General features: G+C 38.0%; 19 protein-coding genes. 9 read left to right on the forward strand and 10 right to left on the reverse strand.

Features of this window, described 5'->3' with window-relative positions:
* Nucleotides 1–3: 3 nt before the first annotated feature.
* On the reverse strand, nt 4–1,425 hold the full coding sequence (gene glnA, locus JP36_RS05805) for a glutamate--ammonia ligase (protein ID WP_039133952.1): 1,422 nt from the start codon (nt 1,423–1,425) through the stop codon (nt 4–6).
* Nucleotides 1,426–1,715: 290 nt separating this feature from the next.
* Here glnA and typA point away from each other — a divergent pair, with 290 nt between their 5' ends.
* From typA to JP36_RS05835, 6 genes are all read left to right on the forward strand, one after another.
* Nucleotides 1,716–3,569: a translational GTPase TypA gene (gene typA, locus JP36_RS05810; protein ID WP_039145505.1), complete on the forward strand. Its 1,854-nt coding sequence runs from the start codon at nt 1,716–1,718 to the stop codon at nt 3,567–3,569.
* A gap of 201 nt (nt 3,570–3,770) precedes the next feature.
* Nucleotides 3,771–4,772 carry a gluconate operon transcriptional repressor GntR gene (gntR, locus tag JP36_RS05815; protein ID WP_039172900.1) on the forward strand — a complete coding sequence of 334 codons (1,002 nt, stop codon included), beginning with the start codon at nt 3,771–3,773 and terminating at the stop codon, nt 4,770–4,772.
* A 293-nt stretch (nt 4,773–5,065) separates the two neighbouring features.
* Nucleotides 5,066–6,040 (forward strand): tripartite tricarboxylate transporter substrate binding protein, encoded by a 975-nt coding sequence (locus tag JP36_RS05820; RefSeq protein WP_039089720.1) that lies wholly within the window; start codon nt 5,066–5,068, stop codon nt 6,038–6,040.
* 20 nt (nt 6,041–6,060) lie between these two features.
* A complete protein-coding gene (locus tag JP36_RS05825) occupies nt 6,061–6,510 on the forward strand; it encodes a tripartite tricarboxylate transporter TctB family protein (protein WP_039172902.1) in 450 nt (149 codons plus the stop codon).
* A gap of 10 nt (nt 6,511–6,520) precedes the next feature.
* Complete coding sequence (locus JP36_RS05830) at nt 6,521–8,056, forward strand: tripartite tricarboxylate transporter permease (RefSeq protein WP_039145512.1); 1,536 nt, start codon at nt 6,521–6,523, stop codon at nt 8,054–8,056.
* Nucleotides 8,053–9,408 (forward strand): sulfatase-like hydrolase/transferase, encoded by a 1,356-nt coding sequence (locus JP36_RS05835; protein ID WP_039094103.1) that lies wholly within the window; start codon nt 8,053–8,055, stop codon nt 9,406–9,408. Before JP36_RS05830 ends, JP36_RS05835 begins: the two co-directional genes overlap by 4 nt.
* 71 nt (nt 9,409–9,479) lie before the next feature.
* Here the strand turns inward: JP36_RS05835 and iscX are convergent, their stop codons facing one another.
* The 9 genes from iscX to trmJ all read right to left on the reverse strand — a co-directional run bounded on the left by iscX (nt 9,480) and on the right by trmJ (nt 15,791).
* Complete coding sequence (gene iscX, locus JP36_RS05840; protein ID WP_013746577.1) at nt 9,480–9,674, reverse strand: Fe-S cluster assembly protein IscX; 195 nt, start codon at nt 9,672–9,674, stop codon at nt 9,480–9,482.
* A 1-nt stretch (nt 9,675) separates the two neighbouring features.
* Complete coding sequence (fdx, locus tag JP36_RS05845) at nt 9,676–10,014, reverse strand: ISC system 2Fe-2S type ferredoxin (protein WP_039172904.1); 339 nt, start codon at nt 10,012–10,014, stop codon at nt 9,676–9,678.
* 24 nt (nt 10,015–10,038) lie between these two features.
* Entirely contained in the window at nt 10,039–11,892 is a 1,854-nt protein-coding gene (gene hscA, locus JP36_RS05850) for a Fe-S protein assembly chaperone HscA (protein WP_039172905.1), read from the reverse strand.
* An 18-nt stretch (nt 11,893–11,910) separates the two neighbouring features.
* Complete coding sequence (gene hscB, locus JP36_RS05855; RefSeq protein ID WP_039173281.1) at nt 11,911–12,429, reverse strand: Fe-S protein assembly co-chaperone HscB; 519 nt, start codon at nt 12,427–12,429, stop codon at nt 11,911–11,913.
* Nucleotides 12,430–12,461: 32 nt separating this feature from the next.
* A complete protein-coding gene (gene iscA / locus JP36_RS05860; protein ID WP_039094099.1) occupies nt 12,462–12,785 on the reverse strand; it encodes an iron-sulfur cluster assembly protein IscA in 324 nt (107 codons plus the stop codon).
* A gap of 49 nt (nt 12,786–12,834) precedes the next feature.
* Nucleotides 12,835–13,218: a Fe-S cluster assembly scaffold IscU gene (iscU, locus tag JP36_RS05865; RefSeq protein WP_013746572.1), complete on the reverse strand. Its 384-nt coding sequence runs from the start codon at nt 13,216–13,218 to the stop codon at nt 12,835–12,837.
* 12 nt (nt 13,219–13,230) lie between these two features.
* Nucleotides 13,231–14,445 (reverse strand): IscS subfamily cysteine desulfurase, encoded by a 1,215-nt coding sequence (locus JP36_RS05870; protein ID WP_039172907.1) that lies wholly within the window; start codon nt 14,443–14,445, stop codon nt 13,231–13,233.
* A 33-nt stretch (nt 14,446–14,478) separates the two neighbouring features.
* Nucleotides 14,479–14,955 (reverse strand): Fe-S cluster assembly transcriptional regulator IscR, encoded by a 477-nt coding sequence (gene iscR, locus JP36_RS05875; RefSeq protein WP_039172910.1) that lies wholly within the window; start codon nt 14,953–14,955, stop codon nt 14,479–14,481.
* An 89-nt stretch (nt 14,956–15,044) separates the two neighbouring features.
* The gene (gene trmJ / locus JP36_RS05880; RefSeq protein ID WP_039172912.1) at nt 15,045–15,791 is read right to left on the reverse strand and encodes a tRNA (cytosine(32)/uridine(32)-2'-O)-methyltransferase TrmJ; all 747 of its coding nucleotides are present in this window, start codon (nt 15,789–15,791) and stop codon (nt 15,045–15,047) included.
* A gap of 145 nt (nt 15,792–15,936) precedes the next feature.
* Between trmJ and suhB the strand changes: the two genes are divergently transcribed.
* The 3 genes from suhB (at nt 15,937) to JP36_RS05895 (ending at nt 23,659) form a co-directional block, all read left to right on the forward strand.
* Nucleotides 15,937–16,737 carry an inositol-1-monophosphatase gene (gene suhB / locus JP36_RS05885; RefSeq protein ID WP_039134296.1) on the forward strand — a complete coding sequence of 267 codons (801 nt, stop codon included), beginning with the start codon at nt 15,937–15,939 and terminating at the stop codon, nt 16,735–16,737.
* A gap of 308 nt (nt 16,738–17,045) precedes the next feature.
* On the forward strand, nt 17,046–23,162 hold the full coding sequence (locus JP36_RS05890) for an RTX toxin GtxA (protein ID WP_039172916.1): 6,117 nt from the start codon (nt 17,046–17,048) through the stop codon (nt 23,160–23,162).
* A 35-nt stretch (nt 23,163–23,197) separates the two neighbouring features.
* Nucleotides 23,198–23,659 carry a toxin-activating lysine-acyltransferase gene (locus JP36_RS05895; protein ID WP_081964347.1) on the forward strand — a complete coding sequence of 154 codons (462 nt, stop codon included), beginning with the start codon at nt 23,198–23,200 and terminating at the stop codon, nt 23,657–23,659.
* Nucleotides 23,660–23,663: the final 4 nt, after the last annotated feature.

Here is a 23,663-nt window from a genome sequence, read left to right on the forward strand (position 1 = left end):
CAATTAAAGTGAATAATACAATTCAAATTCTGCCGGATGTGGTAGTAAACGAATACGATCAACTTCTTTATTTTTCAATTCGATATAAGCTTCAATAAAGTCGTTGCTGAATACACCACCACGAGTTAAGAATTCGTGATCTGCTGCCAATGAAGCAAGCGCCTCATCTAAAGAGCCAGCTACGGTTGGGATCTCTTTTAACTCTTCAGGCGGTAAGTCGTATAAGTTTTTATCCATTGCATCCCCTGGATGGATCTTATTGATAATACCATCTAAACCTGCCATTAAAATTGCAGAAAATGCCAAATATGGGTTTGCACCTGGATCTGGGAAACGAACTTCAATACGACGCGCTTTAGGACTTGATACTGTAGGAATCCTAATTGATGCAGAACGGTTACTTGCTGAATAAGCCAACAATACTGGTGCTTCATAGCCAGGTACCAAACGTTTATAAGAGTTGGTTGTCGGGTTGGTAAACGCATTCAATGCTTTAGCGTGTTTAATTACACCCCCAATAAAGAAGAGAGAAAGTTCAGATAATCCAGCATATTTATCACCGGAGAATAAATTCACACCATCTTTACCTAAAGAGATATGGCAGTGCATACCTGAACCGTTATCGCCAAAAAGTGGTTTTGGCATAAAACAAGCGGTTTTACCGTGTTCAAACGCAACATTATGAACAACATATTTATAAATTTGTGTTTCATCCGCTTTTAAAGTTAACGTATTAAAACGACAAGCAATTTCGTTTTGTCCGGCTGTTGCTACTTCGTGGTGATGAGCTTCAATCACTAAGCCCATATCTTCCATTACTAAGCACATTTCAGAACGTAAATCTTGTGAAGAATCAACCGGTGGAACAGGGAAATAACCACCTTTAGTTGCCGGACGATGACCTTTGTTTCCACCTTCATACTCTTTGTCGCTATTCCAGCTCGCTTCGATATCATCAATTTCATAGAAAGAACCTGACATTCCTGTTTTGAAACGTACATCATCAAAGATAAAAAATTCAGGTTCCGGTCCAACTAATACAGTATCTGCAATACCAGATGCTTTAAGGTATTCTTCTGCTCGAATTGCAATTGAACGCGGATCGCGATCGTAACCTTGCATTGTAGTTGGTTCATAAACATCACAACGAATAGAGAGTGTCGGAACGCTAAAGAAAGGGTCGACTAATGCACTTTCTGGAATCGGCATCAATACCATATCGGATTTATTGATAGTTTTCCAACCGGCGATAGAAGATCCATCAAACATTTTTCCATCTTCAAAAAAATCTTCATCAACAGCACTAACTGGCACAGAAACGTGTTGTTCCTTCCCTTTGATGTCTGTAAAACGAAGATCAACAAAACGAATTCCGTGTTCTTCAATAAGTTCAAAGACTTTTGCAATTGCTTGAGTGTTTGCCATAATCAATCCTCTCGTATTTGACTAGTTAATTTATAAATATAATGTTGGTTTTTTAGATTCAGATAAACAATATCCTACTTTTATTAAAAATAAAACAATTTTTTTCATTTTTAATAAAAAATATCTAAATCAAAAAATTGTAACACTACATTATTTAATAGCCGTCTTCATTAAAACGCTGTATAATTTGCCACCTTTTCACTCGCTATACTGAAATGACAAGGCTTCAAAGGCAACAAGTATATTCAGTATAGCCAAACTATTTCAAAATACTACAAGATAATTTTTACATGAAAAACGATTTAGATATTAGTAAATTGCGTAATATTGCGATTATCGCTCACGTAGACCACGGAAAGACTACACTCGTTGATAAACTATTACAACAATCAGGCACACTGGAATCATCTCGTTCCGGTGAAACAGATGAACGAGTTATGGACTCCAATGCGTTAGAAAAAGAGCGTGGTATCACTATTCTTGCAAAAAATACCGCCATTAATTGGAATGATTACCGCATTAATATTGTAGATACTCCAGGACACGCTGACTTCGGAGGTGAAGTAGAACGTGTTCTCTCTATGGTTGATAGTGTTTTATTATTAGTTGATGCATTTGACGGTCCGATGCCGCAAACTCGTTTCGTTACCCAAAAAGCCTTTGCGCACGGATTAAAACCGATTGTGGTGATTAATAAAGTGGATCGTCCAGGCGCAAGACCAGATTGGGTTGTTGATCAAGTGTTCGATCTTTTTGTCAATTTAGGTGCAACTGATGAACAGCTCGATTTCCCGATTATTTATGCCTCTGCATTGAACGGCGTTGCCGGTTTAGATCACGACCAATTAGCGGATGATATGACACCTCTGTTTGAAGCGATTGTAAAATATGTAGCGCCACCAGAAGTACATTTGGATCAACCATTCCAAATGCAAATTTCTCAATTGGACTATAACAATTACGTTGGAGTTATCGGTATTGGTCGTATCAAACGAGGTTCAATTAAACCGAACCAAGCCGTTACTATTATTGATAGTGAAGGTAAAACTCGTAATGCTCGTGTTGGTCAAGTGCTAGGTCACTTAGGTTTACAACGTTACGAAGAAGATGTTGCTAATGCTGGCGATATTATTGCATTGACAGGTTTAGGCGAATTAAATATTTCTGATACCATTTGTGATATCAATAATGTGGAGGCATTGCCGGCATTAACCGTTGATGAACCAACCGTAACAATGTTTTTCTGTGTAAATACATCTCCATTCTGTGGGCGTGAAGGTAAATATGTTACCTCTCGTCAAATCTTAGAACGTTTGAACAAAGAGTTAGTACATAACGTAGCATTACGCGTTGAAGAAACAGAAGATCCCGATGCTTTCAAAGTATCCGGTCGTGGTGAGTTGCATCTTTCCGTTTTAATCGAAAATATGCGCCGTGAAGGTTACGAATTAGCCGTTTCTCGTCCAAAAGTAATTTTCCGTGAAATTGATGGTCGTAAACAGGAGCCATTTGAGCAAGTTACTATTGATATTGAAGATCAGCATCAAGGTGCCGTAATGGAGGCGTTAGGGATTCGTAAAGGTGAAGTGCGTGATATGGTACCAGATGGTAAAGGGCGTACCCGTCTAGAATATATTATTCCAAGCCGAGGTTTGATCGGTTTTCGTAATGAATTTATGACAATGACTTCCGGAACAGGGTTACTTTACTCAAGTTTCAGCCACTATGATGATGTTAAACCTGGGGATATTGGTCAGCGTCAAAACGGAGTATTAATCTCCAATGCCACTGGTAAAGCTTTAGCTTACGCTCTATTCGGCTTGCAGGAGCGTGGAAAATTGATGATTGAACACGGTGCTGAAGTCTATGAAGGTCAGATTATCGGCATTCATAGCCGTTCAAATGACCTAACTGTTAACTGTTTGCAGGGGAAAAAATTAACCAATATGCGTGCAGCCGGTAAAGATGATGCCATAGTATTAGTTCCGCCAGTAAAATTCACGCTTGAACAGGCTCTAGAGTTTATTGACGATGATGAGTTGGTTGAAGTTACACCAAGTTCTATCCGCATTCGGAAACGTTTCTTAACAGAAATAGATCGCAGAAGAGCGAATCGTACTACAACCAGTACCAGTACTCGTTAATTTTTGTTGTTATACTCCCGTTATTTTCCCTAAAATAGCGGGTGTTTTTTATCTTTATTTTCATAATGTTCCAATTCACAGAGCGACCTATAATACATAGTATGTTACGCTATGAATTGCATAATTGGGAAAAATTACCTCCTAGCTTAAGATAAGTCTGCCATCGTGAACTGTGGAATCTTAACCATTAAAGAGTTATTGATGAATACTTCGCATAAACGCCCGACATTACAACATATAGCCGATCATTTAGGTCTAACTAAAATGACTATCAGTCGTTATTTACGCAATCCAGATTCCGTTGCTGAAGAAACTCGCAAAAAAATTGCGGCGGCGATAGAACAATTCGGTTATATTCCGAATCGGGCACCAAGTATGCTCTCTAATGCTAAAAGTCGGGCTATTGGTGTTTTAGTTCCTTCATTAACCAACCAAGTTTTTGCTGATGTAATTAAAGGAATTGAAACTATCACCGATAAAGCCGGTTATCAAACAATGCTTGCTCACTATGGATATAGTCTGGGAAAAGAAGAACAGCGTGTAGAATCACTACTCTCTTATAATGTTGATGGATTAATCCTTTCAGAAAATCACCACTCCGAAAAAACCTTAAAAATGATTGAAGTAGCTAATATTCCAGTAATTGAGATTATGGATAGCCATCAGTTAGGTATTCAACAAGTCATTGGTTTTGATAATAACGTTGCTTCCCAAGCAATGGTAGAAACAATGATTCAACGTGGGCATCAGCATATTGTCTATTTTACTGCACGAATGGATAAACGAACTCATCTCAAAATGCAAGGCTATGAAATAGCAATGAAAAAACACAATTTAGTGCCTCATAGCTTAATCACTGAGCAGCCATCATCATTCTCATTAGGAGCAGAACTGCTTCACCAAGCATTAAAACAGTATCCTCAGATTGACGGCATTATCTGTACTAATGATGACCTTGCTGTTGGTGCATTATTTGAGTGCCAACGTTTAGGAATTAAAGTACCGGAACAGATTGGTATTGCCGGTTTCCACGGACACGATGTTGGTCAATCAATGACACCTCAACTGGCTACCGTTATCACGCCTCGTCTGGAAATAGGTAAACGTGCAGCAGAAGAGTTACTTAATCGCATTAATGGTATCCCACAGCAAAGCAGTATTATTGATTTAGGCTACCATATTCATATTGGGGAAAGTATTTAGCGGTAAGTCACCGAAAGTACCTGTCATACATATAAATTATTTGTTACAAAACCGTAATTAAATGCTCATAGAAATAAGCCAAGCATATGATTAAATATATTTAAGCATCGCTGTAGTTTAAAGGAACTAAGCCCCACAGCATTTCATCGCTCCATTAAATATTTTTAACAAAATTGTCAATTTTGTGATCCCGATCATTCTGTTTTTATGACAATCATCATAACAAGGCGTATTGTTCTTAATTAAGCTAATCTTAAGTTTCAACTCATCTTGTTCATTTCTAGGAGGAAACGATGAAATCATTGAAAAAACTATTAGCTGTGAGTTTAGCTGGTGTGCTTGGTCTGTCTCTATTAACAGGCTGTAAAGAAGATAAAAAAGCACAGCAAGAATGGCCTTCAGGCCCTGTGACTATTATCACCCCTTGGGCGGTGGGCGGTTTAGCGGATCAAGTCAATCGTGCGATGTCTGAATTTGGTAAGGCTCAATTTGGTCAGCCTTTATTAGCGGATAATATTTTAGGGTCTGGCGGTGCGGTGGCACTGACGGAATATCTCAAAGAAAAACCAAATTCCACGAAAATGATTTTTGGTGGTGAAGGTAGCTTCGCCATTGCGCCATTGACAATGAAAGTAGCTTACAAATTTGAAGATTTTGTTCCTGTTATTAACGTGTATTCTTCTACCTTCATCTTGCTGACTAATCCGAGAACTGGCGTGAAAAGCTATCAAGATTTAGCCCAAGCCATTAAAGAAGGCAAGGAAATCAAAATTGGGGCAAATGGTGTCAATTCTTCAGAAGCATTACAATCTGCGGCGTTAATTGATGAAATGGGTGGCAAATTCAAAATTATCCCTTATGAAGGCGCAAACCAAGCCCTTGCAGCTGTTGTTTCTGGCGAAATTGATTTTGCGGTTACCCACGCCTCTCTTGCGAAAGAATTTGCTAAAGCGGGTAATATTATTCCGGTCATTGCTTTCGATAATAAACCGCTGAAAGATGATGTGTATGATTTGCCGAGTGTGACCCAATTTGGGCACGATACTTGGATGACCAATATCTGTGCGGTATTTATGCGTGCCGGTACCGATCCTGCCAATGTGGAAAAAGCCTACAACGCCCTAAAAAATATTATGCAGGAGCCGAAATTCCAACAAGTGGCAAAAAATATTGGCGTGAACATTGATATTCAAGATAGTCAATGGGTGAAAAGCTATATTGATTCCACGATGGTGAAAGCGAAAAAATACGCTGAGTTGGTGAAATAAACACAAATAAGGGGTAAGCAATGAAAATTTATAAAGAATTTGTTGGTGCGGTGTTATTTTTAGGTGTTTCCACCGTCTTATGGTGGCTTATCCCTTCTCAAATTGAATTAAGTAAAAATGCAGAAGCTATTAATTCACAAACCTTCCCTAAAATGATTGTTGGGCTAATGTGGATTGCTAGTCTGATTTTATTAGTCCGTGAAATATGGCGAATGGTGCGCCAAAAATCTGTCAAAGTAATGCTCTTAGATCTGCAAGAAGAAAGTCGTTCACTCTTAATTATTGGTTTGCTGATTTTATATTGGGGACTGCTCTATGTATTACCATTCTTAGGCGCATCACTGATTTTCGCGTTACTTTTCCTCTATTTAAGTCATTGTCGAAAATGGCTTTATTATCTCATTGTTGTGCTAACAATTTTAGCGATTAGCTTGGTTTTTGAATATGTGTTAGGGGTTTCTCTGCCTTAAGGAGGCATTGATGTTAGAACATTTTGTCAATGGCTTTGAAGCTTTCTTTTCTTGGAGTAGCTTCTTTTATATGAACCTCGGGCTGTTCCTTGGGATTATTTTTGGTGCTGTGCCGGGACTAACTGTAATGCTTTGTCTTGTGCTACTTCTGCCTCTTACTTATAACTTAGGCGCTATCGATTCTTTTATGTTTCTGCTTGGCATTTATTGTGCAGGCAGCTACGGTGGCTCAATCTCAGCCATTTTAATCCGTACCCCCGGAACGCCTCACGCAACGGCAACAATGATGGATGGTAATCCGCTTTCCGTGCAAGGACATTCACAAAAAGCCTTGAATATTGCCCTTTATGCCTCTTTCATTGGGGGAACATTTAGCGCCTTAGTGCTACTTTTCCTTGCGCCAGAAGTTGCCAAGGTGGCAATGAAAATGGGATCGCCTGAATATTTCCTTATTTGTGCCTTTGGCTTAACAATTATTGCGGGCGTCAGTGGTGATAGCTTGCTTAAAGGTATTATTTCTGGTTGTTTAGGATTATTCATCGCAACGGTAGGACAAGATCAAATCAGCGGTGGCACAATGCGTTTCACCTTTGATAATGTGTATCTCTATGGCGGTTTCGATTTAGTCATTGTTCTTATTGGCTTGTTTGCTTTGGTGGAAATCATCAATAAAAGCGCTTTATTCTTAAAAGAAAAAGTGCGGTCAGATTCCGAGCAAAAAATTACCTTTGAAAATGAAAAAATGAGCCGTGAAGAATGGAAAAGCATTAGTAAGCCACTCACACTTTCTTCTATTATCGGCTCAATTATTGGGATTATCCCGGGGACAGGGGCGTCAATGGCATCTTTCTTAAGTTATGATGTGGCAAAGAAAATCTCTAAAAAACCACAATTATTTGGTAAAGGTTCTATTGAAGGTATTGCTGCAGCAGAATCAGCCAATAATGCGGTGACAGGGGCAACCTTGATCCCACTTTTAACCCTAGGTATTCCCGGTGATGGTGCCGTGGCAATTATGCTTGGTGCTTTAATGATTAATGGCTTAACACCTGGGCCTAATTTATTCCAAAATCACGGCAGCACAGTTTATGCCATTATGATTGGGCTCATTTTTGTGAATTTATTTATGCTTATCCAAGGCAAATATCTCACCCGTGTTTTTGCCAAAGTGGTGAAAATTCCAAGTGTGATCCTTGTACCAATTATTGCGGTTTTCTGCTTTGCTGGTGCTTATTCCATCAAAAATTCAATGTTTGATGTAGGTACTATCATTGCTTTCGGCATCATCTCTTATGTGATTAGTAAACTCGGATTTTCCGCCATTCCAGTATTACTCGGCTTAGTGCTTGGGGCATTAACAGAAAAGAATTTCCGCCGTTCACTGATGATTTCAGACGGTAACTGGGATATTTTCGTTACTCGTCCTTATGCCCTTGCTTTCCTTATTCTGCTCATTTTGGCATTAATAATGATTATTTACACTAACTATAAAAAATCTAAACAAACCGACCGCACTTATAAAGTGGTCAAGGAGCTTGTAAAATGACCCGTCCAAATATTCTCTTTTTCTTTTCTGATCAACAACGCTGGGACACCATAGGCGCTTATGGTCAGCCTCTTGATGTTACCCCACACCTTGATGAACTCGCTAAACAAGGGGTACTGTTTGAAGAAGCCTATTCCCCACAACCAGTTTGCGGCCCGTGCCGTGCAATTTTCCAAACAGGGCTTTATCCAACCCAAACAGGTTGTTTCCGCAATAATATTGCGCTGCCAAAAAACACCAAAACTTTAGCCGATTACTTTACTGAAAACGGCTACGACACCGCCTATATCGGCAAATGGCATTTAGCGAGTGATGGCGAATTGGAGCAAGCTCCAACAGTAGATTACACTATCACTGCCATTCCCCCTGAACGCCGCGGTGGCTACAAAGGCTTTTGGCGCGCTGCGGACGTGTTAGAATTTACATCTCACGGCTATGATGGCTTTGTTTTTGACGAAAATATGAATAAATGTGAATTCAAAGGCTATCGTGTTGATTGTATTACTGATTTTGCCTTGGAATATTTAGATCAATATAATGGTGATAAACCTTTCTTTATGACGATTTCCCATATCGAACCGCATCATCAAAACGATCGTCAAACCTATGAAGGCCCTGAAGGATCGAAAACGCGTTTTAGCCAATATCAATTACCACACGATCTCAAAGTGCTAAAAGGCAATGCAGATGAAATGTATCCTGATTATTTAGGTTGCTGCCGTAGCCTTGATGATAATTTAGGACGCGTCATTGACAAATTGAAAGAAAAAAATCTGTTCGATAACACCATCATTATTTATGCCTCTGATCACGGTTCGCATTTTATGACGCGTAATAAAGATGAACATCTTAACGGTTATGATGATTACAAGCGTACTTGTCATTCTTCCGCATTACACGTTCCGCTCATCATTGCCGGTCCCGGTTATCGTGGTGGTTTACGTATAAAAGATTTGGTCAGCACCGCAAGCCTGCCAAAAACATTCCTTGCAATGGCTGGAATTAATGTCGGCGATAAAATGATTGGTGAAAACTTACACGATGTTGTAGAACATACTGATCCACAGCGTCCAAATGAAATTTTTGCTCAAATTAGTGAAAGCCGCATCGGACGTTGTATCCGCACCGATAAATATCTCTACAGCGTCTATGCTCCTAATGTGCAAGGTGGTGAACAAGCTAGCAGCGATTACTATCGCGATGATTTTCTTTATGATTTGGATAAAGATCCATTCGAACTCAGCAATGTTGTCGCTGATCCTGCTTATACGGAAATTAAAGCAGACTTACGAGAGCGGTTGTGTGAATTAATGGAAGAAGCGGGAGAAAAACGCCCTGTGATAGAAGATTAATCGCAAAAATACGGCATAGTAGATAATATTTTCTACTATGCCAAACACTTTCCAGTTTGTGTCAGAACAAACTACTCAAATTCATCTAACCAACATAAAAAAATCGCTTCGAGGATTTTTTCATTTGATTTCTTCGGATCATCATCAAATTCTTCTAATTCGCAGATCCAGCGATGCAAATCTGTGAAACGAACTGTTCTCGGATCAAGGTCAGGAAAACGATCATACAGTGCTTCTGCAATTTGTTGTGAATCCTGCCATTTCATTTTAATGCTCCTCTTTTGCGTGGTTAATTGTATAACGAGGAATTTCAACCACTAAATCCTCATCACCGACAATTGCCTGACAACTTAAGCGGCTATCCACTTCTAGCCCCCACGCCTTATCTAACATATCATCTTCCAAATCTGAACTTTCATTCAATGAATCAAAACCTTCACGCACAATGACGTGACAGGTTGTACAGGCACACGATTTTTCACAAGCGTGCTCAATCTCAATTCCAGAACGCAATGCGGCATCTAAAATACTTTCGCCAGTTTCAGCATTGATAACCATTCCTTCTGGACAATGTTCTTCATTAGGTAAAAATACAATTTTTGGCATACTGTTTTCCTTTTATTTATTATTTTATTCAGTAAATTGTTCAACCGAATGACCGGCCAACGCTTGTTTAATCGAATTATCCATTCTTTTAGCAGCAAAATTTCGAGTAGCTCGATCCAGTCGCTTGATACCTTCCGCAATTTTTTGACTATCATCCTGCTGTTGCAACTGTTCCAATTTCTCTATCGCAATTCTGACTTCCGCTAACTCTTGCTCATTTAATAATGCTGCATCTTCCGCCAAAGCACTATACACATTTTCTAATACACGTGCCGCCTCAACACGCTGCTCTGCTAATTCACGTGCTTGCATATCCGCTTTAGCATTTTCATGCGAAGACTTAATCATTTGTGTAATTTCTTCATCTGTCAGACCGTAAGATGGTTTCACTTGAATTGAAGAATGAACACCGGTGGATTTTTCCATTGCTGTTACACTAAGCAAACCATCAGCATCAACCTGGTAAGTTACTCGAACATGCGCTGCACCCGCAACCATAGGAGGAATGCCTTTTAAACTAAATCTGGCCAAAGAACGGCAATCCTGTACCAACTCACGTTCACCCTGCACAACGTGTACTGACATCGCTGTTTGCCCATCTTTAAATGTAGTAAATTCCTGAGCCCTAGCAACTGGGATTGTAGTATTGCGTGGAATAATTTTCTCCACCAATCCTCCCATTGTTTCAATCCCGAGCGATAAAGGAATTACATCCAGCAACAATATTTCACTATCTGGCTTATTACCGACTAGAATATCCGCTTGAATAGCTGCACCCAATGCCACTACTTTATCCGGATCAATAGAAGTTAGAGGTACTTTTCCAAAAAATTCGGCAACCTGTTCACGAACAAACGGTACACGAGTTGAACCACCTACCATTACCGTTTCAATCACTTCATTAACTGAAACATCAGCATCCTTTAACGCACGACGACACGCTAATAAAGTACGTTTTACTAATGGTTGGATAAGTCTATTAAATGTTACTCTTTCCACCATTATAGAATGATTATTTAGATTAACTTCAACTTGTTCCGCTTGGGTTAATTCGATTTTTACTTGAGTAGCAAGCTCTAATAAACGGCGTTTTTCTTGATCGGTTGACGCCACAAATTTAGTCTGTTGTGCTAAATAATCCGCTAACAGATGATCAAAATCATCACCGCCTAGCGCAGTATCACCACCGGTTGCTAGAACTTCAAAAACACCTCTGCTTAGACGAAGAATAGATATATCAAAAGTTCCACCCCCAAGATCATAAACCGCAATAATGCCTTCCTGTCCACTATCTAAACCATAAGCAATTGCTGCGGCTGTCGGCTCATTTAATAAACGAAGTACATTTAAACCAGCTAAACGCGCCGCATCTTTCGTTCCCTGACGCTGAGCATCATCAAAATAGGCTGGCACAGTGATGACACAACCGACTAATTCACCTGCTAAACGTTTTTCAGCCAATGAACTCAAGCGACGTAAAATATCGGCTGATACTTCAATTGGGCTAATAGCTCCCTTTTGAGTAACGATCATTGGCAAGCCGTTTTCACTCGCTTGAAAACGATAAGGTAAATTCGGGTAACGGCTCTGTACATCCGCTAAACTGCGACCAATTAAACGTTTGACGGAAATAATCGTATTGTGTGGATCTTGTCCTGCATTTGCTTTGGCTTCATAACCGACTATCGGTTCTTTCACTCCATAATAAACAACGGAGGGAATTAATGCTCGATCTTGCTCATCTAATAAAATATCAGCTTTACCGCTACGCACAGTCGCTACTAATGAATTGGTTGTACCAAGATCAATACCAACGGCTAAACGAGCCTGATGAGGTGCAGCACTTTGTCCCGGTTCTGCAATTTGTAATAATGCCATTTACCTTGTTTCCCACTGTTAAAAATCAAAAAATTTTTCTTCTAAACGTTCAATTTCTTGTTGTAATTTTCGAATAAACTTTAATCTATCGATAGTCTGTTTAGTACTATTCCAATCCTGTTGTTCAATACTGTCCGATAAAACCTCGATATTTTCTTGATAACTTTGCTCCACTTGTGAATTAAGTTGTTCCAACAACTCCTGATTATGCTCTTGTTGTACTTGTTCAAGTTGTTCACGTAATTCCATTTGTTGCATTAAAAACTCAAGATCGTGGGTAGTATTCTCACTATCCACCGACTTATCTAAAGCTAATGCCAGAATTGCTTCTGCTCGTAAAATAGGATCTTTTAAAATCTGATAAGCATCATTCACTTGTGTTGACTTCTGAAGTGCTAAACGTTGTTCTTGTTCACTTGCAGTTGAAAAATTATCTGGATGTAGTTGTTTTTGCAATTGCAAATATTGTTGAGATAGTTGTGTCGGATCAATCTGAAAACTTACCGGCAATGAAAATAGTTCAAATGGATTAAACATCATATTTTAATAACTTAGAATTTTATCAATACTTACACGTGAAAACTTTCACCACAACCACACTGCTCTTTGACATTAGGATTAGTGAATTTAAAGCCCTCATTTAACCCTTCTTTCACAAAATCAAGTTGTGTTCCATCCAAATAGACCAAACTTTTATTATCGACAATAATTTTTACGCCGTGATCTTCAAAAACCTGATCATCATCATTCAACGTATCAACAAACTCTAAAACATAGGCCAAACCAGAACAACCAGACGTTTTGATACCTAAACGCAACCCAATTCCTTTACCTCGATTAACTAAAAAATCTTTTACACGTTGTGCTGCGCTTTCGGTTAATGAAATTCCCATCGTGATCTCCCAAATGAGCAAAGTGCTATCTAACGATAGCACCTACATTTTATTTACTATTTTTTGCTTTATAATCAGCAATTGCTGCTTTAATCGCATCTTCTGCAAGAATTGAGCAATGTACTTTTACCGGCGGTAATTCAAGTTCGGCGGCAATATCACTATTTTTAATTGCTTGCGCTTCATCCAATGATTTACCTTTTACCCATTCAGTAATTAATGAACTGGATGCTATGGCGGAACCACAACCATAAGTTTTAAATTTGGCATCTTCGATAATGCCGTTATCATTCACTTTAATTTGTAACTGCATTACATCACCACACGCCGGCGCGCCAACCATACCGCTACCGACCGCCGGATCTTTTTTATCAAATGATCCGACATTACGTGGATTTTCATAATGATCGATTACTTTTTCACTATATGCCATAATTTTCTCCTATTAATGTGCAGACCATTCAACAGTGCTAAAATCCACGCCTTCTTTATACATATCCCAAAGCGGTGAAAGTTCACGCAATTTAGCCACTGCTTTTTTCACTAAATCAATGGTGTAGTCAATTTCTTCTTCAGTGGTATAACGTCCTACGGTAAAACGAATTGAACTATGTGCCAACTCATCATTTAAACCTAAAGCACGCAAAACATAAGACGGCTCTAAGCTGGCAGAAGTACAGGCTGAACCGGATGATACTGCGATATCACGCAATGACATCATTAAAGATTCACCTTCGACATAATTGAAGCTCATATTTAAATTTGTGCCGACACGATGTTCCATTGAACCGTTGACATAAACTTCTTCAATATCTTTCAAACCGTTGTATAAACGATCTCGTAATGCAGTCAAACGAGGCATTTCAGTTGCCATTTCTTCTTTACAGATACGATAAGCTTCACCCATACCGACAATTTGGTGAACCGGTAATGTGCCTGAACGCATACCTCTTTCGTGACCACCACCGTGGATAATCGCCTCTAAACGCACACGTGGCTTACGACGCACATATAGCGCACCAATACCTTTCGGTCCATAAACCTTATGCCCAGACATAGACATCAAATCTACTTTTAATTTTGATAAATCAATCGGTAACTTACCAACTGATTGTGTAGCATCAACGTGAAAAATAATCTTACGTTCTCGACAAATTTCACCAATTTTTTCAATATCCTGAATCACACCAATTTCATTATTTACGTGCATAATTGATACTAAAATTGTGTCATCACGCATTGCTGCTTTCAGTTCATCTAAATCAATTAAACCATCTGATTTCGGAGATAAATAAGTTACTTCAAAACCTTCACGTTCTAATTGGCGACAGGTATCTAAAACTGCTTTATGCTCAGTTTTTGAGGTAATAATGTGTTTTCCTTTGGTTTGATAAAAATGTGCTGCGCCTTTAATTGCCAAGTTATCAGATTCGGTTGCTCCGGAAGTAAATACAATTTCACGAGCATCCGCACCAATTAAATCTGCAATATGATTACGAGCGATATCAACAGCTTCCTCAGCCTGCCAGCCAAACTTATGCGAACGAGACGCAGGATTACCGAATGTTCCGTCAATGGTTAAATAATCCATCATTTTTTTTGCAACACGTTCATCTACAGGGCAAGTTGCCGCATAGTCTAAATAAATAGGTAATTTCATTTTCACTCCGATTTAATTCGTTAAGCCAGCCACTTAACTATCTATATTTTCATTTTCGAGATGTTGCTGTACGCTGATCTCAGCACGATAACGCTGTTGCATTTTTTCTTGTTGAGAACTGACTAACTCAGCGACAGTAATTTCATTTAAAAAATCTTCGATACGATCACTTAACTTTTGCCATAATGAATGGGTTAAACATTGAACGCCATCCTGACAATTTCCTTTGCTCTTACATTTTGTGGCTTGAACATTTTCATTTACTGCTGAAATGATCATACCGATAGAAATATTCTCGCAAGCATAGCCCAATTGATAGCCACCACCAGGCCCACGGGTACTTTTAACCAAACCGTGGCGACGTAATTTAGCAAATAATTGTTCTAAATAAGAAAGTGATATTTTTTGACGTTCAGAGATATCCGCTAAAGTAACAGGGCCATTGCCTGCATTTAATGCAATATCTAAAATTGCAGTTACCGCATAACGCCCTTTTGAAGTAAGTTTCATCGCAAATTCCCTAACCTTGTTAAAACAGGGGAAATTCTCACATAACCTACTAAAACAGTCAAGTATTATCACACCGTTTTTAGCTATTGTTATTTCCGATGACTTTCCATTAGCACTTTTTCTACTGCTGTCAACATTCCTTGCAGAATATTCAGTTCATTACGTTGAATTGCTGTTCTCAAATACAAACGGCGTAATTTTTTCATTACCGCACTGTTTTGAATAAAACCAAGTTGCTGATAAACCTGTTCCGTTTTATTAAAGAAATATTCTAACTCCTCTGCTACCACGCCTTTTGCCGGTATCTCTGCAACTTGTGAATGATGTAATTGATAACCTTGCTGTTTTTGCAAATACGCCATTCTTACTTCATAACTAACTAATTGCACCGCCATCGCTAAATTTAATGAAGAATACTCAGGATTTGCTGGAATATTAAGATGGTAATGACATTTCAACAGTTCCTCATTGGTTAAACCGATCCGTTCACGACCAAAAACAATTGCCACTTTTCCTTGTGTCGAACGTATAACTGCCAACTCCCCACAATCTCGCGGCGTTACAGCTGTGGTTGACAGGTGTCTAGCTCTCGCACTAGTACCAATTACCAATGAACAATCAGCAATCGCCTCTTCAAAAGAAGGGACAATATGAGCCTGTCTAACTACATCATCCGCTCCAGCAGACAAGGCAATACTTTCTTCATTAGGCTGGACTTTTGGTGAAACTAAATAAAGTTGAGATAATCCCATCGTTTTCATTGCTCTTGCCGCAGAGCCAATATTCCCCGGATGAGATGTTTCAACTAATACAATTTTGATCTGATCTAATGACATAATGAAACGATTGGATAAAAATAATGGCGGATTTTAACATATTTTCATTAAGAAAATGACTCGCAATTTGAGTGAACTTTCCCTATAATGCACGCCGAAATTTGTCAAACTTAAATCCGTTCTTTAAAATCCAGTGGAGAAAATAATGAATCCAATGTTAAATATTGCCATTCGTGCTGCACGAAAGGCAGGCAACATTGTTGCCAAAGGTTTTGAGCGCCGAGATGAAATCGAAACCAGAGAAAAAAGTGCTAATGATTATGTCACCAATATAGATCGCGCCTCTGAAGCTGCCATTATTGATATTATTCGTAAATCTTATCCAACCCACACTATTATTGGAGAAGAAAGTGGTGCGTTGGAAGGCGATAATGAAGTACAATGGGTTATTGATCCGCTGGATGGTACTACTAACTTTGTAAAAGGTTTGCCTCATTTTTCCATTTCAATTGCAGTTCTCGTCAAAGGACGCACTGAAGTCGGCGTCGTATATGATCCAATTCGCAATGAATTATTCACTGCGGTTCGTGGTGAAGGAGCAAAATTAAACGAATACCGCTTACGTTTGGACAGCCGTACCGAATTAAACGGCGCAATTATTGCCACCGGCTTCCCATTCAAAATTAAACGCTATATCCCTGTTCATCTTGAAATGATCAGTTCATTAATCAAAGAGTGTGCCGATTTCCGTCGTACTGGCTCAGCAGCATTGGATCTCTGTTATGTAGCATCAGGTCGTGTTGACGGCTACTTTGAAATGGGATTAAAACCTTGGGATTGTGCAGCAGGTGAATTAATTGTTCGTGAAGCTGGCGGTTTAGTTACCGATTTTATCGGTGGACATAGCTACCTCAAATCAGGCAACATTGTCGCCGGAGGTTCACGTATCACAAAACAAATCCTCACTAAATTACAGCCTTGTTTAATCCCTGAATTAAAAAAATAATTTGAACGCGCAATAAAGGCGTATTTCCCAAAATACGCCTTTTCCCATTCATAGTGCTTTCCACTCTACCTTTCTACCTCATAAAGTTACCTTCTTATTAGAGGTTAGACCAGAAACCACCCTCTATATAATAATGTAGAAAATTAATCAATTTACTGATATAGTTACGTTATTATTTCACACCCTTTATAGGTAGTATATAAAAATTCATTTTTCACTAATTTAATCTTTATCTCTTTAACCGCAAAACTTCAATAACTTAAGTAAAATTCATTTTATTTTTACTATTTTCACCTTGGGAGGTATTAATGTTCGATTCAGGAGTCGAAACTGTAAAAGAAACAGTGCTTTCACTAAAAGAAAAAATTACTGGAATAGATTTTAATTCAATCAAAGATAAAGTGATTTCATTAAAAAACACTGTTTCGACCATTGATTTTAATCTAGTAAAAGAAGATATATCCTCTTTAAAAAGTAATGCTTTATCCATCGCTGCATCAGATTTTAAAAATAAACCGGTGTTATTCAAAGACTCTTTAGACTTACTTACTGATGCTACAAATACACTCAGAAAGATTACCAATCAAATGTCATCAATTAGCGAAATTTCTAATAAGTCATTAGATTTGCTGGATTCTCTTTTTGAGGCTGCCAAAGATATTGTAAACATTGCCTATTCAAAAGGTGGTGTCGAAATTACTAAGTCTGCGACAGAATTAGCGGCAAAAGCGGCATTAATTGTTGATAAAAGTATCATATTAGCAAATAAAGATAATACAATTAGTGAAGCTGTTTATCATTCTATTAACAACTCATTACAAAATATTCAAAAAACAGCTATCAATATTGCTACACATTCACATAATGAAGATAAAGCTGAAATTGCTAAAGCCTCTTTTGAGCTGTTATCTCAAGTTAGTGATGTTATCAGTAATGCCTTAAAAAACTCAGGTGATATAGGTATCGAATCACAACTCTTAGCCGATATTAATCAGTTTTCTCATTCTATTTTGAACACAGCTAAAACAGTTACTGATATAGCTACTATGGATATGAATGATAAAACCTCAATCGCTAAAAATAGCATTTCATTAATAGCCAATGTGAATGATGTTATTTCCGATATTCTAGTAATGACGGATAAAGACACCGAATTATTAAATGCAATTCATAATGTTACTGCTAAAAATCTACAGAATATAGAAGAAAGTGCTGTCAATCTTGCAAATGCTGATGTGCTGTCTCAAGAAGGAAAAGTGAGTATTGCCATTAACTCTTTAACATTAATATCGCAAACCAACAAAATTGTCGCTCAAGTGCTAAATGAAGCTAATTTAAGCACCTCAAAAACCCAGTTTGTTGGTGAATTAACAGATGTATTATTAAATACAGCAAAAAGTATTACATTGTTAGCCACTGGCAATAATTCAACGCCGTTAGGAAAGGAACAACTTGCCGTTGCATCAACAAATCTTATTGGCAATGTGAATGATCTTATTCAATCTATTACAAACTTTAACGGTAAAGAGGATATTGGTAACGCCTTACATAGTGCAGTTGATGGGCAATTATCTCAAATCAAACAGCTTGCTATTGCATTATCAAATAGTGATCTTGATTCTTCTCAAGGTAAAACTGCGATAGCCATTACTTCTTTCGGGCTGATTGCACAAGCAAATAATATTATCAATAAATTCTTGGATAATATGAGTTTAAGTACTAATGTGAGTAAATCGGTTCATAGTTTGACTAATTCAGTGCTAGATGCAGCAAAAATTCTCACAAACGTAGTACAAGTAGATGCTAATAACAATCAAGGAAAGGTCGTGATTGCCAATAGTTCATTAGAACTTTCTAAAACAGCAAGTGATATTGTGTCTACTGTGTTAAAAAGCACATCTATTTCAACACAACATATTGATATAATTCATAATGCAGTAAATAAAACATTAACAGAAATGAAAGATAGTGCGGTAGCAATAGCACTTGCTTCATCTGAAAATAATAGCGCTGAAATTGCAACGCATTCATTAAGTCTGTTATCCGATGCAAGTAATATGTTGAAAGATATTATGCAAGGAATGAGCCCTAATAATGTCATTGCTCCGAAAACATTAGAATTATTTAACTCACTATTTGCAACAGCTCAAAATATCGTTCAATTAGCTGACGCAAAATCTTCAGAAAACATTGCTAAAGCCAGTGTTGATTTGGTGCAAAGTGCAACGATTATCCTCAATAACGTATTAACGTTGGCTAATGTTGATTCCTCTTTAAGTAAAGCTTTTCATCAATCGTTTTCGGCTTCTGTTTCTCAAATTAAAGAGGTGGCAGCCCAATTGGCTAGCGCATCTTCAGCCGCTGATAAAGCTGAAATTGCCAAACTCTCTTTTGATTTTATTAGTCAAGTAAGCGATTTAGCGACCAACACCTTAACAACAGCTAATACCGGATTAGATACAACACTACTGAATAACGTTAACGGTCTTTCTCATTCCGTCTTAAATGCAGCAAAATCAGTAACCGATATTATTGTGAGTGATAATCCGGCAGCTACCGCCAGTTTATCCGTTTCTTTGGTGAATGATGCCAATGAAATTGTTTCAAATATCTTAACCTTATCCGGAAAACAAAATACACTCTCCACGGCAGTACACGATGTAACCGCTAAACATTTGGCACCGATTGAGAAAATAGCAATTAACCTCGCCAATGCCGATAATTCAAGCAGCGATGGAAAAGTTGCTATTGCGTTAAACTCATTAACATTGATTGCACAAAGTAACCATTTAATTGAAGAAGTATTAAAAGAGGCTAAATTAGATAATGCGAAGAGCGCCTTTGCTCACAATTTAACGGATTTAGTATTAGATACCGCCAAAACAATCACGGCATTAGCATCAGCGGATACCAGTAAAGTAGACGGCAAGCAGCAGATTGCCTCTGCCTCAACACATTTAGTCGGACAAATTAATGAGATTGTCAAATCAATCACGACAATAACCAATTCAGAAACGAAAGTCGGCAATGCCGCATATCAAGCGTTAAAAACACATTTAGAGCAGGTAGAAACAATTGCGGTTAAACTTGCCGCCGCCAATGCATCAACAGCGGAAGGCAGAACAGAAATTGCGATTGAATCTTTCAATTTAATCGCAAAAACCAATGGCATAATGACCGATTTCCTAAATCAAATCGGCATAAAAGAAGAGTTAACCAAGCCAATCCACGGTTTATCCAACTCTATTTTAGATACCGCCAAAACCTTAACCAATGTGGTACAAATCGATCCAACAACAGATAAAGGTAAACTCTCGATTGCAGACAGTTCATTTGAATTGGCAAAATCTGCTAACCAAATTGTTTCCTATATTATGGATTTATCCGGCTGCTCAAGTGAACTAAGCCATAATATTGCGAATACGGCTCATCAAATCTTGTCTATATCCCAAGACAGACTATTAAGCATTGGAAATAATATTTCTGCATTGGCAAATGCCGATAAACTCACAAAAGAAGGCGTGAAAATTATTGTAGACAGTTCATTTGCCATCACCAGCGATGTAAATGGCTTTATCACTGATGTGGTGAAAACAGTAGGCAAAGACGGCAATCCTAAAGTGGGTTCAGCCCTGTCGTTATCCAATTCGATTATTGATATGGGGCATTCTATTGCAAACTTAATCCAATCGGATGTTAATACAAGTAGCGGAAAAGCGGCTATTGCTGAAGGCTCAATTAAATTAATTGGCAATATTAATGGCTTAGTCAGTGATGTGTTAAGCCTTTCTAATGCCTCTACCGCCGTTTCTGAAGCAATAAGCTCTTCAGCTGGAGGAATTTTAACCAATTTAGCCTCTTTAATTGGCTCATCAATTAAACTTCATAATTGGTCTAGTATGAGTCAAGCGGATCAAATTGCGGTAGGGTTTGATATTGGATTAAAAGCGGTAAGCACGATTGCAACTGGCGTTGGCACAACAGCACAATCCATTGCAAAAATAATTGGTACTACTACGATGTTGCCACAAATTGGTGCTGCTGTATCAGGAATCGCTCTGGCAGCAAGTCCGTTAGAGATAAAAGGCTTAGTTGACGAACATAAATATGTAAAACAAATTGATTCTCTTGCATCAGAAACAAAAACTTATGGTTATCAAGGTGATGAATTATTAGCCAGCCTTTTAAATGAAAAATTTGCACTTAATACCGCATATACCGCTACAGACATTGCTTTAAATTTAGCAACTACAGCGATCTCTGTGGCAGCAACAGCAAGTGTCATTGGTGCACCAATTGCGGCCATTGCAGGTGTAGTGAGAGGAGCTATCGGCGGTATTATGTCGGCGATCAAACAACCAGCATTGGAACATATTGCTAAACGTTATGTCGATCAAATTGAAAAGTATGGTGATATTCAAAAATACTTTGATCAAAATACTGAAGCAACATTAAATAAATTCTATGCGAGTCAGGAAGTCATTCAATCATTTAAGCAATTACAGAAATTATATAATGTTGACAACATTATCACCCTTGATGGCGTTGCCAGCTCAGACAGTGCGATAGAATTAGCCGCCATTACTAAATTGGTTGATCAAATGAATAAAGCAAATAATTATGCTCAACTTATTCGTAACGGTGAAATAGATAAAGCGCTTAGCGCTCAATATTTGAGTATGGACGCTAAAACTGGCATATTAGAAATTACTGCTCCCGGCAACTCATTAATAAAATTTAATAGTCCTTTGTTTGCACCGGGTGTTGAAGAAGCTCGTAGAAAAGCGGTTGGCAAAAATAATTTCTATACGGATCTTATTATTAACGGTCCAAATGAACATACTATTAATGACGGCGCAGGTAATAATATTTTTATTTCTAATGATAAATATGCCTCCGTTTTATATGATGAAAATGGAAAATTATTGAAGCATATTAATCTCAATATCAATGCTGGCGATGGAAATGATACTTATATTGCTGATAACGGACATTCTCTATTTAATGGAGGTAATGGAACAGATAGTGTAAGTTATAATAATGAACATATTCACGGCATTGTTGTTCATGGGCGAGACTCCGGTACTTATTCTGTAACAAAACATATTGCTGATGCAGAAGTAACTGTTGAAAATATTAAAGTGAAAAATCATCAATACGGTAAACGACAAGAACGAGTTGAGTATAGAGAGTTACATATTGAAACAAAATCTTATGATGCAAGCGATATGCTTTACAACGTCGAAGTTATCAGTGCCAGTGACTATGATGATGTTATGTATGGTAGTAAAGGTAATGATTACTTCCTTGCACAAAATGGTAATGATCTTGTTTATGGTAAAGAGGGTGATGACATTATTTTCGGTGGTGCTGGTGATGATAAACTTTATGGAGAAACCGGTAACGACACCTTAAATGGCGGTTTAGGCAAAGATTTAATTTATGGTGGCGATGGAAATGATACCATTATTCAAGATGATGCCCTTAGTTCCGACACTATCTTCGGCGATGAAGGGATTGATACATTAGATCTTCGTCATTTAGTGATTAATGATGAAGGACTCGGTGTTGTTGCTGATCTCCAGTCCGAGAAGCTTTATAAAGGAACCATCTTTGATCATATCTATGATATAGAGAATATTATAGGTACATCAGGAAATGATAACCTTATTGGAAATCATAAAGATAATATCTTAATCGGTAATGATGGTGATGATATTTTAGAAGGCTATAGCGGTAATGATGTACTTGCCGGAGGAAGTGGCATAAATAAACTTTATGGCGGACAGGGAGCAGATATTTATCTCTTATCCACCAACGCCACAAATTATATCTTCGATCTGACAAAAAATAATTTAGCAAAATTAGAGAATTCAGAAGATCTTAACCTTCAATTCACTAAAGATAGCGATGACAATGTTACCTTATCTTTCAACAAAGATGGCAATACTATCGGTAAAACCATTATAGAAAAATCGAGCCAATTTGGCACATTCTCAATAGGTGATGGATATTACTTAGATCTTAATGATGGCAAATTTAAGTATATTTTATCCGGAGAAAGCTCCAATGCCGATTTAGCTCAAAATACATTACATTTTAATAAAGGTGAAGAACTTCAAGTTCATGCTGCTGCCAAGGATAACCAAATTATATTAGATCACGAACATCAGCATTACATTAATATTTATAGTAATACGCAGACTAATATTAAAGGCTTTGAAGTTGGTAAAGATAAGCTACAATTATCACTGCTCAGCAACAATTTAAGCTCAGACACCACATTAAGGTTCAGTGGTTATGATGTTGAAGGAGGAGATGTTAATATTACTTCCGGCAATACCTATATTACGTTGTCCGGTGTGGGGCATACAGATTATGCGAGCAAAACATTTAATGAACTGGTCACTATGTATCTTGTTTAATTATTATGGATAACTTCTCAACTTTAGGAAAAGTAATGTGGCTGTGGAGCCATTCGGCTCTACATCGTCGCTGGCCAATTGAATCAGCGATACATTACATTATTCCTGCAATAGAAAAAGCGCAATGTAGACTGCTGGTCAATGAGGAAGGAATGCCTATCGGCTATGCCAGTTGGGCGTGGTTAAGTGCGGAAGCTGAAAAACGCTATATCTTAGATCCTAACTCATTACGCTACCAAGATTGGCAAAGTGGAGAGCGACTATGGTTTATTGACTTCATCGCGCCATTCAGTTTTCGTGATACGATTAAATTACGCCGATTAATGGGGAAAATTCACGGCAACAGCTATCTTGCCCGCTCAATACGTTTGCGAAAAAACAATAAAGCAGAGGTATTCGAACATATAGGCGGAAGTGTTGATATAAATGAAAGCAGAAGGATGAAAGAAGCTTTTTATCAGGAAATCAAGACTGCTTTTATGGAAGAAAATTCATAACCAC

The organism is Gallibacterium genomosp. 1 (assembly GCF_000771875.1).
GTDB lineage: Bacteria > Pseudomonadota > Gammaproteobacteria > Enterobacterales > Pasteurellaceae > Gallibacterium.

What these genes read in the sequence shown, in the direction of transcription:
- glnA (WP_039133952.1), bottom strand. Translation starts at nt 1,425, where the DNA reads ATGGCAAACACTCAAGCAATTGCAAAAGTCTTTGAACTTATTGAAGAA.
- typA (WP_039145505.1), top strand. Translation starts at nt 1,716, where the DNA reads ATGAAAAACGATTTAGATATTAGTAAATTGCGTAATATTGCGATTATC.
- gntR (WP_039172900.1), top strand. Translation starts at nt 3,771, where the DNA reads ATGAATACTTCGCATAAACGCCCGACATTACAACATATAGCCGATCAT.
- JP36_RS05820 (WP_039089720.1), top strand. Translation starts at nt 5,066, where the DNA reads ATGAAATCATTGAAAAAACTATTAGCTGTGAGTTTAGCTGGTGTGCTT.
- JP36_RS05825 (WP_039172902.1), top strand. Translation starts at nt 6,061, where the DNA reads ATGAAAATTTATAAAGAATTTGTTGGTGCGGTGTTATTTTTAGGTGTT.
- JP36_RS05830 (WP_039145512.1), top strand. Translation starts at nt 6,521, where the DNA reads ATGTTAGAACATTTTGTCAATGGCTTTGAAGCTTTCTTTTCTTGGAGT.
- JP36_RS05835 (WP_039094103.1), top strand. Translation starts at nt 8,053, where the DNA reads ATGACCCGTCCAAATATTCTCTTTTTCTTTTCTGATCAACAACGCTGG.
- iscX (WP_013746577.1), bottom strand. Translation starts at nt 9,674, where the DNA reads ATGAAATGGCAGGATTCACAACAAATTGCAGAAGCACTGTATGATCGT.
- fdx (WP_039172904.1), bottom strand. Translation starts at nt 10,014, where the DNA reads ATGCCAAAAATTGTATTTTTACCTAATGAAGAACATTGTCCAGAAGGA.
- hscA (WP_039172905.1), bottom strand. Translation starts at nt 11,892, where the DNA reads ATGGCATTATTACAAATTGCAGAACCGGGACAAAGTGCTGCACCTCAT.
- hscB (WP_039173281.1), bottom strand. Translation starts at nt 12,429, where the DNA reads ATGTTTAATCCATTTGAACTATTTTCATTGCCGGTAAGTTTTCAGATT.
- iscA (WP_039094099.1), bottom strand. Translation starts at nt 12,785, where the DNA reads ATGGGAATTTCATTAACCGAAAGCGCAGCACAACGTGTAAAAGATTTT.
- iscU (WP_013746572.1), bottom strand. Translation starts at nt 13,218, where the DNA reads ATGGCATATAGTGAAAAAGTAATCGATCATTATGAAAATCCACGTAAT.
- JP36_RS05870 (WP_039172907.1), bottom strand. Translation starts at nt 14,445, where the DNA reads ATGAAATTACCTATTTATTTAGACTATGCGGCAACTTGCCCTGTAGAT.
- iscR (WP_039172910.1), bottom strand. Translation starts at nt 14,955, where the DNA reads ATGAAACTTACTTCAAAAGGGCGTTATGCGGTAACTGCAATTTTAGAT.
- trmJ (WP_039172912.1), bottom strand. Translation starts at nt 15,791, where the DNA reads ATGTCATTAGATCAGATCAAAATTGTATTAGTTGAAACATCTCATCCG.
- suhB (WP_039134296.1), top strand. Translation starts at nt 15,937, where the DNA reads ATGAATCCAATGTTAAATATTGCCATTCGTGCTGCACGAAAGGCAGGC.
- JP36_RS05890 (WP_039172916.1), top strand. Translation starts at nt 17,046, where the DNA reads ATGTTCGATTCAGGAGTCGAAACTGTAAAAGAAACAGTGCTTTCACTA.
- JP36_RS05895 (WP_081964347.1), top strand. Translation starts at nt 23,198, where the DNA reads ATGTGGCTGTGGAGCCATTCGGCTCTACATCGTCGCTGGCCAATTGAA.